Genomic DNA, 15,192 nt, shown 5'->3' on the forward strand with positions numbered 1-15,192 from the left:
TTCGCGGCAAAATGTATAGCTGAGCTTGGTATATGCCTTGTTCAGCGAATGTCAGCGAACTCGAGCGCGGCGCTATCCGGCACCCGAGACGCTCAGCGCCCAGAACACCAGCGCGTTGAGGGCCACGAGGGCCAGCAACGAGATGACGAAGGCGCGCCCCCAACGGTTTCTGGGTGCGGCGAACGGCAACACCAGGGCCGAGAAAAGGCTCAGTGGCACGGAGATGAGGACGCCGAAGACGATCCCGTAGCCGTGCGGATCGGTGGCCGGGTCCGTGTCGAAGGCCGAACTCAGCATCGCGAAGACGATGAGCGCCCACAGCGCCGCGGCGCCGGCACCCATCACCCCGGCGAAACAGCGGATGGTCAGCACGGCTTGGTAGTTACGCTGGGCCGCCGACGTGGGCGGGACATACCTCGGGGGCATATAACCCTGGGGTACATACGCCTGGGGCCCGTACCGGTCGACCCACTCGTGCGGGTATTCCTCTGGCGGCGTCTCGTCCACAGCCACGGCAACCCCCCGGTTTGGCGTCCTCACCAGGATATGGGCCGAATCGTGTGGCGGCAGGCACCGATTCTCGTTCGTCAGACGGTCATCGGAACAGACTGTCCGGCCAGCGGTTCGTACACCGCGTACTGGAACAGGGCATCCAGGATCGGCCCGACCAGCCCGTCCCACGGTGTCGCCTGCACCGGCTCGGTCGAGGTGAACGGCAGCACCACCGCGGTGGCGGTGCCTGACGAGGTCGGGATGTCGATGCTCTGCTGTGGTTCGCCACCGATGCCGTCGTCGGTGCCGTCGTACATGTCGTTGATCCAGCCGGTGGCAATCGCCTTGACCGCCTCGGTGTTCTGCGGTTGCGAGAAGCCGGCGATGAGGTACTCCGCGAACTGCAAGATGACGTTGCCTCCCTGCATCCCGTCGATGTGCCGCCCACCGACCAGCATCACGCCATTGAACTGCCCGGGCCGGGCGGCCTGCAGTTCGTCCCCGACGGTGCCGTTGCGATTCCACACATACCGTTCGGATGAAATGAGCAGCACCGGACGGTAATTGGCGCCGCTCAGGCCGTCCAGCGCCTCGGGCATGTCGTTGTGGGTGTCCACCGCGTCGAGCAGCACAACGCCGGCCAGGTTGTCGACCGCGCCGTTGTCGACCATGCGTCCGGCGGCGCCGGTCACCAGCATCCCGCCCAGGGAATGGCCGACCAGGACGAACTTGGACGGCAGCGTGACGGGGTGGCCGGCCGCCGCACTGGCGCTCGCGGTCAGTTCGGTCCGGTCGCCGGCGAACAGGTCGGCGACGGACTGCTGCATCGGTTTTCCGCCGATCCAATCGCCGCTGGGGTCGAACAGGTTTGACGACAATGTCGGTACGACGACGATGCTGTTTGTCTCCTCGGCCAGGTATGCCGCGGTGTAGCTGTACATCGGGCCGGTGGCCATGAACCCGTGCTGTAGATAGATGACACCGGTCGCCGAGTCCGGGTCCTCGGGGAAGTACCAGTCGGCCCGCACGGTCTGGTTGGCGCCCGGCATGTCCAGCGTCGAGCTGCGGACGGTGACGTTGCTGCCCGGCGGGAGCACCGGCGGGCCCGAGAACACCTGTAGCGCAGCGCCGACCACGTTGAACACCAATGAGCCGACGATGTTGACCAGGGGTACCGATCTCTGCTCGATCGCGGGAGTGCTGATGGCCGCGGCCAGTTGGGCGATCGGTCGCGAGGTCTGAGTGTTCGACGCCCGGTCAGTGATGTCGGCGAGCACGGTGCGACTCTGCGCAGCGACGTGGTCGACGACCGTGTTCACCTGCACGAGCGGCGCCTTCGCATCAACGGGGTGGGTGATGGCGTCGATCGCGTCGGCGATGTCTGGTGCGGCATGCTCGGCTGCGGTGGCGTTGGCGGCTTCGGGCACCTTCGGCACTACACGTTTCGTGGTGGGCTTGGACCTCGGAAGTGATTGCGCGGTCCGGGTTCCGGTCTCGATGTCGTCGACCGCCTTGGACAGCGGTCTCGGCAGAGACAGGCGCAGGCGCTCCCGCGGCGACACGTCGTCAGCCTTCGCGTCGACATCCTTCGCGTCGGCCCGGCGCAGCTTGTCCTTGCGCAGGCCGAAGCGTGCGGGCTCGTCGCGTCGCGTCGACGATTTGTCAGAGTCGTTGGCGGACTGCGTCGTTGATTTCCCGCCGCCAGGATCGGCGTGCGCCGTCGTAACCGTGGCCGCGATCAACCCCATCCACAGGGCGGCCACCAACACGACCCACCCCATCGCCGGCACCGCTTTGATTGCAATCCCCCGTTTGATCACGCCCGCACGCTAACCGGCGGCAGCGACCGCCCGGACCGAAATAGAACAAATTGGTAGAAATGTTTCTTTAATGCTGCGGAAGCCGCGGTGCCCCGTCCGGCATACTGAAACTCCGATTACGCCGCCGAGCAGGACAGTCGATTGTCAGCACCAGAACGCCGACCCCGCGGGCGCCCGGTGGGCGGCGGCAACAGCGCCGAGCAGGCTCGCGAAGTGCTGATGGATGCCGCCGAGCACCTGTTCACCACGCGCGGCTACCGGGCCTCGACCATGGAGGTCATCGCCCGCGAGGCCGGCTATTCGCGTACCGCCATCTACCGTCAGTTCGCCAACCGCAACGAGTTGATCGCGGCGATGGTGCAACGCACCACGCAGCGGCACATGGCCTCGATCCTGATGCGCATCCCCGAGAACGCCAGGCCGATCGAGCTTCTGACCGAGAGCATGGTCATCGTGGCCACCGAACTGGTCGCCGATCCGCTGCTCAACACCATCGCCGACCAGACTGCCGACGGCACGATCGCTTCGTTGATCGCCAAGGACTCGGAACTGACCGAACTGGTGACCGCCACCGTCGAGGGAATCATCGCCGACGACGCCACCCAGTTCCGACCCGGTGTGCACCCGAACGATCTGGCGCAGTTCATCATTGCGACCGCGCTGAGCTTCCTGGTGAACGCTGTGCCGGTACGCAACGACCCGGTGGTGGCGCGGGGCTACATCGAGACGTTCATCCTGCCCGCCATCGTGAAGAAGCCACCACCGCCGCGTCGGGTGTTCTGAGTAGCGCCGCTCATGCGAAGTAGTGCCCGCGGTCGAGATCCTCGACCAGGCCCACTCCGGATGGCCGCCAGCTGAACCGTTGCCGGGTCAGCGCACTGGATGCCGGGACGTCGAGTGCGAACATGCCGCCGATCCACCCGAAGTGTTCGAAGGCGTGCTCAAGCGGGACCGTGGTCACCGGCAGTCCGAGGTGGCGGCCGATGGCAGTGGCGATGTCGCGGCCCGCAACACCCTCCTCGGCCACCGCATGCAGGACTGTCCCAGAAGGCGCCCGCTCGACGGCCAGCCGGAACAGTGGGGCCGCGTCGAGGCGGTGCACGGCCGGCCACCGGTTGGCGCCCTCACCTATGTAGGCCGAGACGCCTTTCTCCCGGGCGACTTGGATCAGCCGTGGCACGAATCCGTGATTACCCTCTCCGTGCGTCGTCGGTGACAGGCGCACGATCGAGGCCCGCACACCCTTGTCGGCGAAGGCCAGCACCGCAGGCTCGGAGTGCCGGGGCAGACCGGGTTGAAACGCGTCGTTCTCGGTCAGTACGCGGCCGGCGCTGTGACCCGCCACGCCGGAGGTGACCACCAGCGGGCGGTCCGAGCCCGCGAGGGTCGTGCCGAGCACCTCGATGGCGCGACGGTCCAGCTCCCCAGCGTCGGCGAAGTCGTCGAAGTCGTGATGGAAGGCGAGGTGGATGACGCCATCGCTGGCGTCGGCGCCGGCGCGCAGGCTGTCGTGATCGTTCAGATCGCCGCGATGGACGCGGGCTCCGGCCGCACTGATCGCGTCGGCCGAGGCGTCGGAGCGCGCCAGGCCGACCACGTGGTGCCCGTGGGCAACGAGATCACGAACCACCGCGTCGCCCACAAAACCGGATGCACCCGTGACGAAAACCTTCATGGAATCCTCCTGATGTCAGTAACTGTCATCACCAGGAACGCGATGACAGTCACTGACATTCCCTAGGATCACATCCATGAGCCGCTGGGAGCCCAACGCGAGCGACCGCCTGCAGGAGGCGGCCCTGCAGCTGTACCTCGAGCGCGGGTTCGACCAGACCACGGTCGCCGAAATCGCCGAGCGGGCCGGGCTGACCGAGCGCACGTACTTCCGGTACTTCACCGACAAGCGCGAGGCACTGTTCGGCGGACAGGCCATGCTCACGGAGCTCTTGGTCACCGCCATCGCCGACGCCCCGGCCGAGGCGTCACCACTGGATGTGGTCGGTGGCGCATTGGCCGCACTCGGCCCGGTATTCGACGGCCGGCGCGGCCATGCCCTGCGCCGGCAGTCCGTCGTCGACGCCAACCCCGCGCTTCAGGAGCGCGAACTGATCAAGCTCGCGACGTTGTCCGCCGAGATGGCCGGGGCGCTGCGTCGCCGCGGCATCGGCGATGCCGCCGCACGCTTGGCCGCCGAAACCGGGATGGCGGTGTTCAAGGTCGCGTTCAGCCGATGGGTGCACGACAGCGCCGGCGTCGGGCTGGCCGAGATCGTCACGTCGACGATGAACGACTTGAAGGCGTTAACCGCCTAGCGCAGCGCGCTGCCCTTGACCCATTCGGTCCACGGCACCGACCAGTCGCCGTTGTTGGTCGGCTTGAGCGGGTCGCCGCCGGTGTTGCGGATCTCGACGATGTCGCCGGGCACTGAGAAGTTGTAGAACCACTCGGCGTTGTCGCCGTTGAGGTTGAGGCAGCCGTGACTGGTGTTGGTGTTGCCTTGGGCCCACACCGTCGCGTTGAGCTGGTGCAGGTAGATGCCGTCAATGCTGATGCGGGTGGCCCACGGGATGGTCGTCTTGTAGCCCAGGCGGGAATTGACCGGCAGACCGTAGGTCGAGGAGTCCATGACCACCGGGTTGGCCTTGTCCATCACGGTGTAGATGCCGCGCGGGGTCCAGAAACTCATCGTCGTACCGGCGATGGTCTCGGTGCCGCCCATGCCCATCGAGGTCGGCATGGTGCGCACGAGCTTGCCGTTCTCGTAGACCTTGACCTGCTTGTCGGTGTCGTCGGCGACGGTGACGTGCGAGGCTCCGATGGTGAACGAGACCTTCTCGTCCTGCGCGCCGTAGAGGTCGTCGCCGAGCTTGGCGCCGTAGATGCCGGCGTCGACGGTGACCTTGGTGCCCGGGGCGTAGTACTTCTCGGGACGCCAGTGCGCGGTCTGGTCGTCGATCCAGTTCCACGAGCCGACGGCCTTGGGCTCGGTGATCACCTTCATCCGGTTCTCAGCGGTGGCCTTGTCGGTGACCGGCTCGTCGAAGCGGGCGACGATCACCATGCCGACGCCGTAGGTGGCGCCGTCCTGCAGCGAGGCGTACGAGGTGCCGTTGAGGTAGACGCGGGCCTGGTAGCCGGGGGTGAGGGTGGAGAAGGTGGTGGTCCTGCGGGTCGGCATGCCGCCGGGGCCGCGTGCGTCGACCTTCAACGTGTAGGTGCGTCCGTAGCCGAGCGTGGTGGTCGGCTTCCAGGTCCTGGCATCGGGGGTGAGGACGCCGGGGATCTCCTTGCCGGCGTCGTTGACCATCTTCACGCTCGCCACCGTGCCGGTATCGGCCGTGACCATGACCCGGGCCAGCGGGTCCACCTCGGCGTCAGGCTTGGGGATGATGGTCAACTTGGCCGGCTCGGTGGGCGAGGGCTGCGGCACGCCCTGTGGCGGCGCGGCCAACGTCTGGCAGTGCTCGGCGCAGTCCGGCAGGGCCGAGACAACGACACCACCCGACACGGCCAGCACGGCAAGTGCGACCGCCAGGTAGGCACGGCGAACAGACGTCAATTTCACTCCAATGTGGTTCGGCGACGGCCATATTGATCGAGGTTCCGATCAGTGGCCCAATCGTAGCCGGACGGCCTGGTCTTCGGCTCAACGGCTACCCGTTGTGGGCGAGTCGTAATGGTGCTGTTGTCTGCGGTGGCAACACCGTCAGCGGGTGTGACGATTCGCCCTCGCCGGTTCGAAAGTTCGGGGATTGTGAAGCCAGGTCACGAAGGAGGTTCTCGTGATGTGCGGACGGGTCTCGGGCTGGTCGCGCGGTGCGGCTGCGTTGACGGTCATGGCCGCTGCCGCTCTGCAGTCGCCGGCACCGGCCGGCGCGGATCCCGGGGCAACGGCTGTCGTCACTGTCGTGGCCGTCGCCAACGGTGAGCCGGTCAACGGCTACCACGTGATCAACCGCCAACCCTCGCCCAACCTCTCGACATGCCCGGGCCCGTCACCGGCGGCCACGGCCGGCGACATCTACGCGTGTGAGCCAAATCAGGCCTTGGCCCAGGTGTGCTGGCCGAGCCCCGGTTCCGTGCTGTGTGCGGTGGATCCCTGGCGCAAGGAACTTCGCCGGTTCCCCACGCCGGGCGCACTGCCGCCGGTGGATCCGCCGGGTACACCGATGCCGTTCGCGTTGGTCCTCGAGGACGGAACGAGCTGCGTGCTCTCCGGCGGCATCGACTGGGGCGGGCGCAGAGACGGCCTGGTCCCCGCGTACGGATGCGATCCGAGGGTCATATCGCGAGGGGTCCTTATCGATCCCGGCCAGGACTTGGTGTCAGCGATCGACCGCTCGCAGGAACCGTGGGCGGTGCAGGTCGGCCAGTTGGGTCCGCGGGGCACATCGTTTGAGCCTCCGCGCCGGTACACCGTGACGACCGCCTGGTTCGCGGGCAACTGACCCGAGGAGCTCGATTACGGGTTTGCACCCGAACCCCCATACCATCGCTAATCGAGATGACCGACAACGCCCTGGCCACCCCTGCCTCCAACACCCCGCAAGCTGCCCGGATCGCCGCCGAAGCGGCCCGTCGCCGCACCTTCGCCGTCATCAGCCACCCCGACGCCGGTAAGTCGACGCTGACCGAGGCGCTCGCATTGCACGCCCGGGTGATCACCGAGGCCGGCGCGATCCACGGCAAGGCAGGCCGGCGCTCCACGGTGTCGGACTGGATGGAGATGGAGAAGGCCCGCGGCATCTCGATCACCTCGACGGCGCTGCAGTTCCCGTACCGCGACTGCGTGATCAACCTGCTCGACACTCCCGGGCACGCCGACTTCTCCGAGGACACCTACCGGGTGCTGACCGCGGTGGACTGCGCGGTCATGCTCATCGACGCCGCAAAAGGCCTTGAGCCGCAGACCCTCAAGCTGTTCCAGGTGTGTAAGCACCGGGGAATCCCGATCATCACGGTGATCAACAAGTGGGACCGTCCGGGCCGGCACGCGCTGGAGTTGATGGACGAGATCCACGAGCGGATCGGGCTGCGCACCACTCCCCTGACCTGGCCGGTGGGTATCGCCGGCGATTTCAAGGGCGTGATGGACCGTCGGGCCGAGAAGTTCATCCGGTTCACCCGCACCGCGGGTGGCGCCACCGCGGCGCCCGAGGAGCACATCGCGGCCGCCGACGCCCACGCTGCCGCCGGGGATGACTGGGACACCGCAGTCGAGGAATCCGAGCTGCTGTCGATCGACGGGTCCGACTACGACCGCGAGACCTTCCTGTCCGGCGAGTCCTCCCCGGTGCTGTTCACCTCGGCCGCGTTGAACTTCGGCGTGAACCAGCTGCTGGACATCCTGGTCGAGTTGGCCCCGGCGCCGAGCGGTTCGCTCGGTGTTGACGGGGTTCACCGGGCGGTGGACTCCCCGTTCAGCGCGTTCGTGTTCAAGGTGCAGGCCGGCATGGACTCGTCACACCGCGATCGCATCGCCTACGCACGGGTGGTCTCGGGCACGTTCGAGCGCGGCGACGTGCTCACCCACGCCGCCACCGGCAAGCCGTTCGTCACCAAGTACGCGCAGTCGGTGTTCGGCCAGCAGCGCTCGACGCTCGATGACGCCTGGCCCGGCGATGTGATCGGGCTGGCCAACGCCGCGGCCCTGCGCCCCGGCGACACGCTGTACCGCGACATCCCGGTGGTGTACCCGCCGATCCCGAGCTTCTCCCCCGAGCACTTCGCGGTGGCCCGTGGCACCGATCCCAGCAAGCACAAGCAGTTCCGCAAGGGCATCGAGCAGCTCGAGCAGGAAGGCGTCGTGCAGGTCCTGCGCTCCGACAAGCGGGGTGAGCAGGCACCGGTGTTCGCCGCTGTCGGGCCGATGCAGTTCGAGGTGGCCGCCCACCGGATGGCTACCGAGCTCAGCGCACCGATCTCACTGGAGAACCTGCCCTATCAGGTGGCGCGAGTCGTCCGCCCCGAAGACGCCGACTTTGTGAATCGCCAGGTGTCGGCCGAGGTGCTGACCCGCAGTGACGGCGTCATGCTCGTGCTGTTCTCGACACCGTGGCGGCTGGAGGGTTTCCAGCGCGACAACCCCGACATCAAGCTCGGGTCGCTGGTGGCTGCGGAGGGCTAGTCGATGACCGACCCGACACCGCCCGCCAGCGCCCGCAACAGCGGGAAGCACTGGGCCTGGTTCGTCGGGTTGCTCAGCGTCATGGGCATTTTCGGTTTCGTAGTGGCCTTCGTGTTGATGCTGCCGCTGGCCATGGCGACGGACCCCTGCCACGAAGGTGTCACCGACAAGGTGTGCCAACTGTCCGCGAAGGGCGAGAACGTCCTCGTGTGGATTCCGTGGATGTGTCTGGCGGTAGGCACAGTCCTGGCCGTCGCGGGTGCGGCACTGGCCGAATGGCGCAAGTGGACGCCGCTGATCGGGATCCCCGTCGGAATCCTCGGGTATTTCGCGATGATCCCGATCGGCTACTGGTTGGCGTTCGCCGTCTAAGTCGTCATCCCCACCAGAACGAGGCGGCGATGATGCAGTACAGCGCGATCAGGGCCGCGCCTTCCAGCCACGTGGATTCGCCGTCGAAAGCGATGATGGCCGCCAGAACGACGGCGACCAGCAGCGCGACGATCAGCATGGGCCCGAACACCAGGGTCAACGACGCCAACCCGAAGATCTGACTCACCAGCACGAGCACCGGGGCCAGCACCAGGGCGATCTGGATCGGACTGTTCAGGATGATCGAAAAGGCGTACTCGGACTGGTTTTTGGCGGCCAACTGCACACCGACCACATTCTCGACCGCGTTGCCCGCGATCGCCACGATCACCAGACCGGCGAACGCCTGCGAAATGTGCAGCGAGTCCATCGCCGGTTCCAGTGCGGCGACAAACCAATCGGATACGAACGCCGCTGATGCGCCGGCGATGGCCAGCATGCCGATCGCCAATCCCACCGGCCACCGCGGCGGCTCCTTATCCGGTTGCGGCACAGCCGCACTGGTCTTGTCCCTGTCGCGGCTCAGCGAGTACGGCAACGACAGCCCGAACAGCACCAGCAGGACGACCGACACGATCATCGAGAAGGCCACTTCGTGTTCAGAAGCGGGAGCGTGCACCTCGTGGGCGATCGACGGAATCGCCATGGCGGTCACCGACAGCACCATCAGCACGAGGATGGTCCGGACCTGGGCCGAGCCGAGCTTCTGCGAGCCATGCTTCAGTCCACCGACCAGGAAGGCCAAGCCCAGTACCAACAGCAGGTTGGCCAGGATGGAACCGATCAGCGCGGCCCGCACGACGTCGACCAACCCGGCCTTGAGCGCGAAGATGCAGATGAACAACTCCGGCAGGTTGCCGAGTGCGGACTGCAGCACTCCGGTTGCCCCGGGGCCGAACCGATCTCCGAGTTGATCGACGGCCAGGCCGACGAGGGAGGCCAGTACACCCACGGCCAGTGCGCTGACGGCGAACGCGAGCAGGTGCGGCCAGCCACCGTAATGAGACAGCCCCGCCACGACGCAGATGGCAAGGCCACCAAAGATCAACAGCTTGTCGGATCGGATGAGCGCCGTCCCCATGCGCGCCATCATGACACGACGGCCGGGCTCAGGGGCCGAACCGGCGCTACCCCTTCAGCGCCTCGGCAACCGGGCCCAGATCCAGAAACACGGTTTCGCCGTTGGCGTCGTCGAGCCCGTCATTGTCGGTGACCACATACAGGTTCTGATTGCCGGCGATCGCGACGCCCTCGACCTTCTCCTGCACATAACCGTTGGTGGCCTGCAGGTCCGGCACCAGGTTGCGGGCCAATGTCTTCGGCAACACCCGCGGTTTCTCAGCGGTTTCGCTTGCGCCGTCGGGAATCGCCACCCGGTACAGCGCCTTCACTCGTGCCTCGGGTCCGTTCAGTTTGTCGCGTTCGAGCACCAGCAATTCACCGTCGTGGACCGAGATTTCGGAGATACCGATCCAGTCGTCCTTGGCGCTGGCGGAGTCCAGCTGGTAGCCGAACCATTCCCACTTGTCCCCGTCCGGCGTGTAACGCCCGATGCGGACCACACCTTTGGCGTCGGACTTGAGCTCGCGCTGCAGCGCGACCCAGACCGAGTCTCCATCGACGGCAACACCTTCGAACCCGTTGCTCCCGAGTTGCGCCGCAATGTCTTTCGGCAGCGGCACTCGCTTCTCGATCTTGCCGTCGCCGGCAACGTAGATGAGCTGGTTGCCGGGCCCGTCTTCGCCTTCCACCGCCAGGACGAATCCGCCGTCGGGGCGGGCCGCGAGACCTTCGGTGTCGAGGGTGACGGGCTTGCCGTCCTCGGTGATCGGCAATTCGGTGTCGATCAGGGCCGGCCTCTGTGCCACGTCCACGCCGAGGATGCGGGCCGGGCTGTAGGCGATGTCCGTGGCGGTGTAGAGCCGGTTCTCGTCGCGAGGGTCCGCCGACAATGCGCCGAGCGCGCCCCACCCGATCGGGGCACCGTCGATATCTCCCGAGACGATGGACGGAAAGTTCGGTTTCCCTGCGGCGGCGAATGATTCGCCGTACCCGTAGAGGTTGACCGAGGCACGCACGTGGGCCTCGGCATCGTCGGCCTCCGACGAGATGGCCAGCAGATTGCGCGACGGGATCGGCAGGACGCCTTCGGGGCCGGGCGTGGTCGGCAGGATCTGCCGGAACTCCGGCGCCTTGGGGTTACTGACGTCGTAGACGGCGACGAAGTTGCTGCGTTCAGAGGCGATCAGCGCGGTGGGGTGGCCGTCAATGTTGGTGATGGCCAGGCCTTCCGGCTCGGGCCCCTTGGACTCGGCCCGGCTTTCGATGTGCAGGCCGGTGCGCACCGCAAGCTGCTCGAGGGAGTTGCCGGCATCCCAGGTGACGTCGCCAGTGCCGGCGTCGAAGATCGTCCAGCCCCGCGTGCCGCCCTTCCAGTCGCCTTCGTTGGCGGTGGCGAAGTAATCGTCGCCGATCCAACCGATGGCGTCGGGTTCGCGCGGGGTGTCGGGGATCGAACCCGTCTGGTCGATCACGCCGTCCTCTTTGGTGTCGATGCCTTGGACGGATTGGCTTCCGGCGCTGAAGATCTTGGTGACCTTGCCGGTGGGGCCGTCGAGGACGGCGATGCCGTTGTTCTCCTGCAGGGTCACCGCGACCTGGCCGCGGGAGTTGATGCTGACGTACTCGGGTTCGAGGTCCTCGGGAGTGTCCAGCCCGGCTTGTCGCGCGGCTTCGACGTCGAAGTCGACCTTACGGGGCTTCCAGGTGTTGGGTGCGCCCTTGAGGTCGATCAGTTGCACGAATCCGGTCGGCGGCTGCGGCAGGTCGCCTTCTTCCTTGCCGGGCGGGGTGAACTCCTCGTTGCGCTGGTTCTCCATCGCGATCGCGGCGAAGGTGCCGTCGGGGCTGATGGCGATTGAGTCGGGCTGGCCGCCCAGATCGATGCTGTGCACGCGGGTGCGGTCACTGGTCCGGACGATGTCGACGCGCCCGGTGGGATGCGCGAAGTCACCTCCGGTGGTGTCGACGACAACGAGGACGAACTCGCCGACCGCCGCCACCGAGGTGGGCTGATCATCTTTGTGGCCCAGCTCTGCGAGGGAAAGCGTGCCTTTACCAACGGGTTTGGCCGGATCGTGGATGTCGACGAAGCCGATGCGTTTGGCGGCAGCGTCGGTGTAGATGACGGTGTTGCCGTCAGGGGTGACGGTGGAGATCTCGGCGACGGTCTCCTTCTCGGCGGGGTCCTGGGCCGGCCGGTTGAGATACACCGGGTAGGTGGCGGTGCGGTGGTAGCGGTCCGCGTCGGGCACGCTCCAGTCGATCGGCGACGTCGCCTTCGGGGATGTGGCGTCGCCAGGCCGTTCGTCCTCCGTGGAGCAGCCCGCCAAGATCAGCGCTGCCGCCGTGGTCACTGCCGCAGCCGCTCTCGCCCGTTTCATTCGCCACCCTCTTCAGTTGTGCCGGTGCGTCGACCGAGCCTGCCTGGCACAGGTAACTGACAGGGATTCCACAGGTGAACGAACGGCGACGGATCGGCCCTCCGGTTCAGGCGGCCGCCGTGACGGTTACAGCGGCGCCGCGAGCGGGCCGAGCACCTGGCACTGCGGGGCGATCTCCCTGATGCCCATCCAACCGCCGCATCCCCGGCCGGTTGACACGTAGGTCGCTCCGGGCCGGTAGGGCGTCAGCACCTCCGCCGGTTGGGCTCCCCTGCCCTGATTGCACTGGATGGGTGAGGCGTTGTCCTGACGCTGGACGCACGCCACGCTGAAGCGGGGGTCTGCCGGCGCTCCACACGCGGCTGGGGCGACGGTCACGCTGACCATGTCGGCGCCATCAACGTGGACGACGGCAGGTAGTGACAGTGTGAAAGCGCACGGCGGCGCTGGTTCGGCGTGCGCCACCGTCGCGGTGACGACGCCCGTGAACCCCGCGATCACGACTCCCGACAACAGCACCGAACCGGCCCGAGCCATACGGGGAGCATAGTTCCGTTATGCCGTCATGAAGGTCTAAATGCGCATGTCACAGGGTGGATCAACCCGGCCAATTACGAACCGTTGGTCTCCTGACCGCCGACGTAGGCGTGGATGCGACCCTGCGGGTAGGGCAGGTTGATCCCGTTTTCGTCATAGGCACGCAGAATTTCCCGACGGAGTTTGCGCTGCACTGACCATTGCGCGTTCGGCCGGGTCTTCAGCGTCATCCGCAACGTGAGCTGGTCCGCCGACAACGACTGCACACCGAGCATCTCCGGTTCGCCGATGACCTTCCCGGCCATCGACGGGTCGGCGATCACCTCGTGCGCGGCCTCGACGGCCACCTGCTCGGCACGGTCCACGTCAGCGGTCAACGCGACGGGTACCTCGACGCGGGCCACGGCGTAGTCCTGGCTCATGTTCCCGACGCGGGCGATCTCACCGTTGCGGACATACCAGAGCGTGCCGTCGATGTCGCGGACCGTGGTGATCCGCAGCCCGACAGACTGCACTTCCCCGGACACCTCCCCGAGGTCGACGTTGTCGCCGACGCCGTACTGGTCCTCCAGCAACATGAATACGCCGCTGACGAAATCGCGCACCAGGTTCTGCGCACCGAAGCCGATCGCGAGGCCGACCACGCCGGCCGAGGCGATGAACGGCGCGATGTTCACGCCGAGCACGCTGAAGATCGCCAGCACCACCCACACCAGCAGCACGATGGACGTGGTGGACTTCAGGACCGACCCGATGGTCTGCGCCCGCTGCTGACGACGTTCGGCCGCTCGGATGCCATTGGTCGTCGCCGAGGCCCGGTCCCGCAGATAGCGCAGCAGCGGAGGTTTCCTGGCTTGCCCCTCGATCTCTCCGCTACGGGGCTTCTTGGTCCGACCGGTGGTCGCGCGGTCGATCATGCGATGCAGCAAAAATCGAATGATTAATGCGACGACGATGTAAGCGACAACCCGAATGGGAACCTCGATCAGCCAATGTCGATTGGTATCTGTCCATTCGAAAGCCTGGTTGTACATCTCCACGTTTTCGACCGTACGACAGAACTGACGCACCCGTCGAATGAGCGGAGCGGCTCACGTTTGACGGTCGGCAAATCGCCTCAGTAGAGGTCGAATTCGCGGTTACCGGAGATTGAGACTCACATCACCTTTCGGCGCGCGATGCCCTTTCGCTTCTAGGAACGATCCCGGAGTCGACTGGTGGATCTCGAAACCATGCCCGCGATACCAGCCGGCGAGTCGTTCGGCACTGCCCTCGGTGCGATCACCGGGCATGATCATGAGCTTGACGGTCAAGCCGTAGTGGTCGGCAGTGCAACACAAATGTTGCAGCGCCGCGGTCCCCAAGCCAGACGAGCACGTCGGCCGGCTGTCAGCGGGCAGCTCAGTGGCGACGAGGTCGTGCAACTCCAACGTGTCGATCGCAACCAACGACACAGTGAAGGTGCGCAGCTGAAACCGCGTCCCGGCACAGAACCAGGCTGGCTCCATGTAGTGGAAGTAGCGCTCGGCGAATCGCACAATTCCATGGCGAGTGAGATTTTCGGCTTCGACGTCGAGATCAACATGCGGAATCGGTCGCGCCCACGCCGGGAGGTGGTGCACGAAATGGCGTGCGCGCTCATCGCAAGGTTCCAATTCCAGGCAGGACGCGAGGTCACGCGTCAGCTCCGCCTCAAGATCTCGATCTCCAGTGTGCGCTGCTATCCGCGCCTCAAAAACCTTGTCACGTATGGCTTTCAGCCGAACACGCAACTCGTCGCCGATATCGCGGTGCAGGCAGTAGTCCAGCGTCGATTCAACGTTATCGCTCAGCAATCCCCATTGATGCGGGATCGAACCGACACCTGCCCGAGCGATACCGGAGAACGCGTGCTCGAACCTCCGGTCCGCCACATCGAGCGTTTCCACAGCTTCGTAGTACTTGCGTTTTCGCCACCAGCGCCGCTCGGGTATCGCTGCACCCGCAATGCAAACCGCGTCCCACGCGGTTTCCAACTCGGCGACAGCCTCGTCAGGTGTAGCGGGGTTCTTCATGCGGTCCATGATCGGCCCAGGGTCCGACAAACGGGGGCGTCAGTCACACGCTCTCGTCCGCCAGCACGTGTGGTCACCCCGAGTGCTTCGTAGGTGGCTCTCGCACGGGCCTCCCGGCCACCACCCCTCGTTGAGTACGTTCAGGCGGGCAGCTCGCAGTCTTGGTCCACTTCGACGCGGATGTGGATGTGGATGCCGAGCCTTGATGCGATATCGACGAGTGCGTCGAGGGAAACTTTGAGATCTTCCCTCGGATGAGGTCGGATACCCGCGGCTGTCTCAACCCAAGATGACCTGCGGCTACTGCTTGCGACCATCCGGCTTCGGCATCAACGCTGCGCGAACTC

Annotated in this window: 14 protein-coding genes; 5 read left to right on the top strand and 9 right to left on the bottom strand. The window is 66.1% G+C overall.

Annotated elements, in window-relative coordinates:
- Positions 1-72: 72 nt before the first annotated feature.
- Positions 73-513: a hypothetical protein gene (locus ACWEFV_RS19510; RefSeq protein WP_450071333.1), complete on the bottom strand. Its 441-nt coding sequence runs from the start codon at positions 511-513 to the stop codon at positions 73-75.
- 74 nt (positions 514-587) lie between these two features.
- Positions 588-2,273 (bottom strand): alpha/beta fold hydrolase, encoded by a 1,686-nt coding sequence (locus ACWEFV_RS19515; RefSeq protein WP_450071334.1) that lies wholly within the window; start codon positions 2,271-2,273, stop codon positions 588-590.
- A 180-nt stretch (positions 2,274-2,453) separates the two neighbouring features.
- Between ACWEFV_RS19515 and ACWEFV_RS19520 the strand changes: the two genes are divergently transcribed.
- On the top strand, positions 2,454-3,095 hold the full coding sequence (locus tag ACWEFV_RS19520; RefSeq protein WP_450071335.1) for a TetR/AcrR family transcriptional regulator: 642 nt from the start codon (positions 2,454-2,456) through the stop codon (positions 3,093-3,095).
- Positions 3,096-3,105: 10 nt separating this feature from the next.
- Here ACWEFV_RS19520 and ACWEFV_RS19525 read toward each other — a convergent pair whose 3' ends face one another.
- The gene (locus ACWEFV_RS19525; protein WP_450071336.1) at positions 3,106-3,987 is read right to left on the bottom strand and encodes an SDR family oxidoreductase; all 882 of its coding nucleotides are present in this window, start codon (positions 3,985-3,987) and stop codon (positions 3,106-3,108) included.
- A gap of 76 nt (positions 3,988-4,063) precedes the next feature.
- Here ACWEFV_RS19525 and ACWEFV_RS19530 point away from each other — a divergent pair, with 76 nt between their 5' ends.
- Positions 4,064-4,624: a TetR family transcriptional regulator gene (locus ACWEFV_RS19530; protein WP_450071337.1), complete on the top strand. Its 561-nt coding sequence runs from the start codon at positions 4,064-4,066 to the stop codon at positions 4,622-4,624.
- On the opposite strand, the gene ACWEFV_RS19535 is transcribed toward ACWEFV_RS19530, so the two are convergent.
- Positions 4,621-5,877 carry a L,D-transpeptidase gene (locus tag ACWEFV_RS19535; protein ID WP_450071338.1) on the bottom strand — a complete coding sequence of 419 codons (1,257 nt, stop codon included), beginning with the start codon at positions 5,875-5,877 and terminating at the stop codon, positions 4,621-4,623. The genes ACWEFV_RS19530 and ACWEFV_RS19535 overlap by 4 nt on opposite strands.
- Before the next feature lie 220 nt (positions 5,878-6,097).
- On the opposite strand from ACWEFV_RS19535, the gene ACWEFV_RS19540 reads away from it, so the two are divergent.
- The 3 genes from ACWEFV_RS19540 to ACWEFV_RS19550 are packed head-to-tail and all read left to right on the top strand — an operon-like array spanning position 6,098 to position 8,811.
- Positions 6,098-6,760, top strand: coding sequence for a hypothetical protein (locus ACWEFV_RS19540; protein ID WP_450071339.1), 663 nt, complete (start codon positions 6,098-6,100; stop codon positions 6,758-6,760).
- A 56-nt stretch (positions 6,761-6,816) separates the two neighbouring features.
- The gene (locus ACWEFV_RS19545; RefSeq protein ID WP_450071340.1) at positions 6,817-8,439 is read left to right on the top strand and encodes a peptide chain release factor 3; all 1,623 of its coding nucleotides are present in this window, start codon (positions 6,817-6,819) and stop codon (positions 8,437-8,439) included.
- Positions 8,440-8,442: 3 nt separating this feature from the next.
- Positions 8,443-8,811, top strand: coding sequence for a hypothetical protein (locus ACWEFV_RS19550; RefSeq protein ID WP_450071341.1), 369 nt, complete (start codon positions 8,443-8,445; stop codon positions 8,809-8,811).
- Positions 8,812-8,815: 4 nt separating this feature from the next.
- On the opposite strand, the gene cax is transcribed toward ACWEFV_RS19550, so the two are convergent.
- The 5 genes from cax to ACWEFV_RS19575 all read right to left on the bottom strand — a co-directional run bounded on the left by cax (position 8,816) and on the right by ACWEFV_RS19575 (position 14,845).
- Positions 8,816-9,892, bottom strand: a complete 1,077-nt coding sequence (gene cax, locus ACWEFV_RS19555) for a calcium/proton exchanger (protein WP_450071342.1) — start codon at positions 9,890-9,892, stop codon at positions 8,816-8,818.
- A 46-nt stretch (positions 9,893-9,938) separates the two neighbouring features.
- A complete protein-coding gene (locus ACWEFV_RS19560; RefSeq protein ID WP_450071343.1) occupies positions 9,939-12,254 on the bottom strand; it encodes an esterase-like activity of phytase family protein in 2,316 nt (771 codons plus the stop codon).
- Between the two features lie 126 nt (positions 12,255-12,380).
- Positions 12,381-12,791, bottom strand: a complete 411-nt coding sequence (locus tag ACWEFV_RS19565) for a hypothetical protein (protein WP_450071344.1) — start codon at positions 12,789-12,791, stop codon at positions 12,381-12,383.
- Positions 12,792-12,865: 74 nt separating this feature from the next.
- Positions 12,866-13,825, bottom strand: coding sequence for a mechanosensitive ion channel family protein (locus ACWEFV_RS19570; RefSeq protein ID WP_450071416.1), 960 nt, complete (start codon positions 13,823-13,825; stop codon positions 12,866-12,868).
- 105 nt (positions 13,826-13,930) lie between these two features.
- Entirely contained in the window at positions 13,931-14,845 is a 915-nt protein-coding gene (locus tag ACWEFV_RS19575; RefSeq protein WP_450071345.1) for a hypothetical protein, read from the bottom strand.
- Between the last annotated feature and the right edge of the window lie 347 nt (positions 14,846-15,192).

It is taken from the genome of Mycobacterium sp. NPDC004974 (assembly GCF_053600815.1).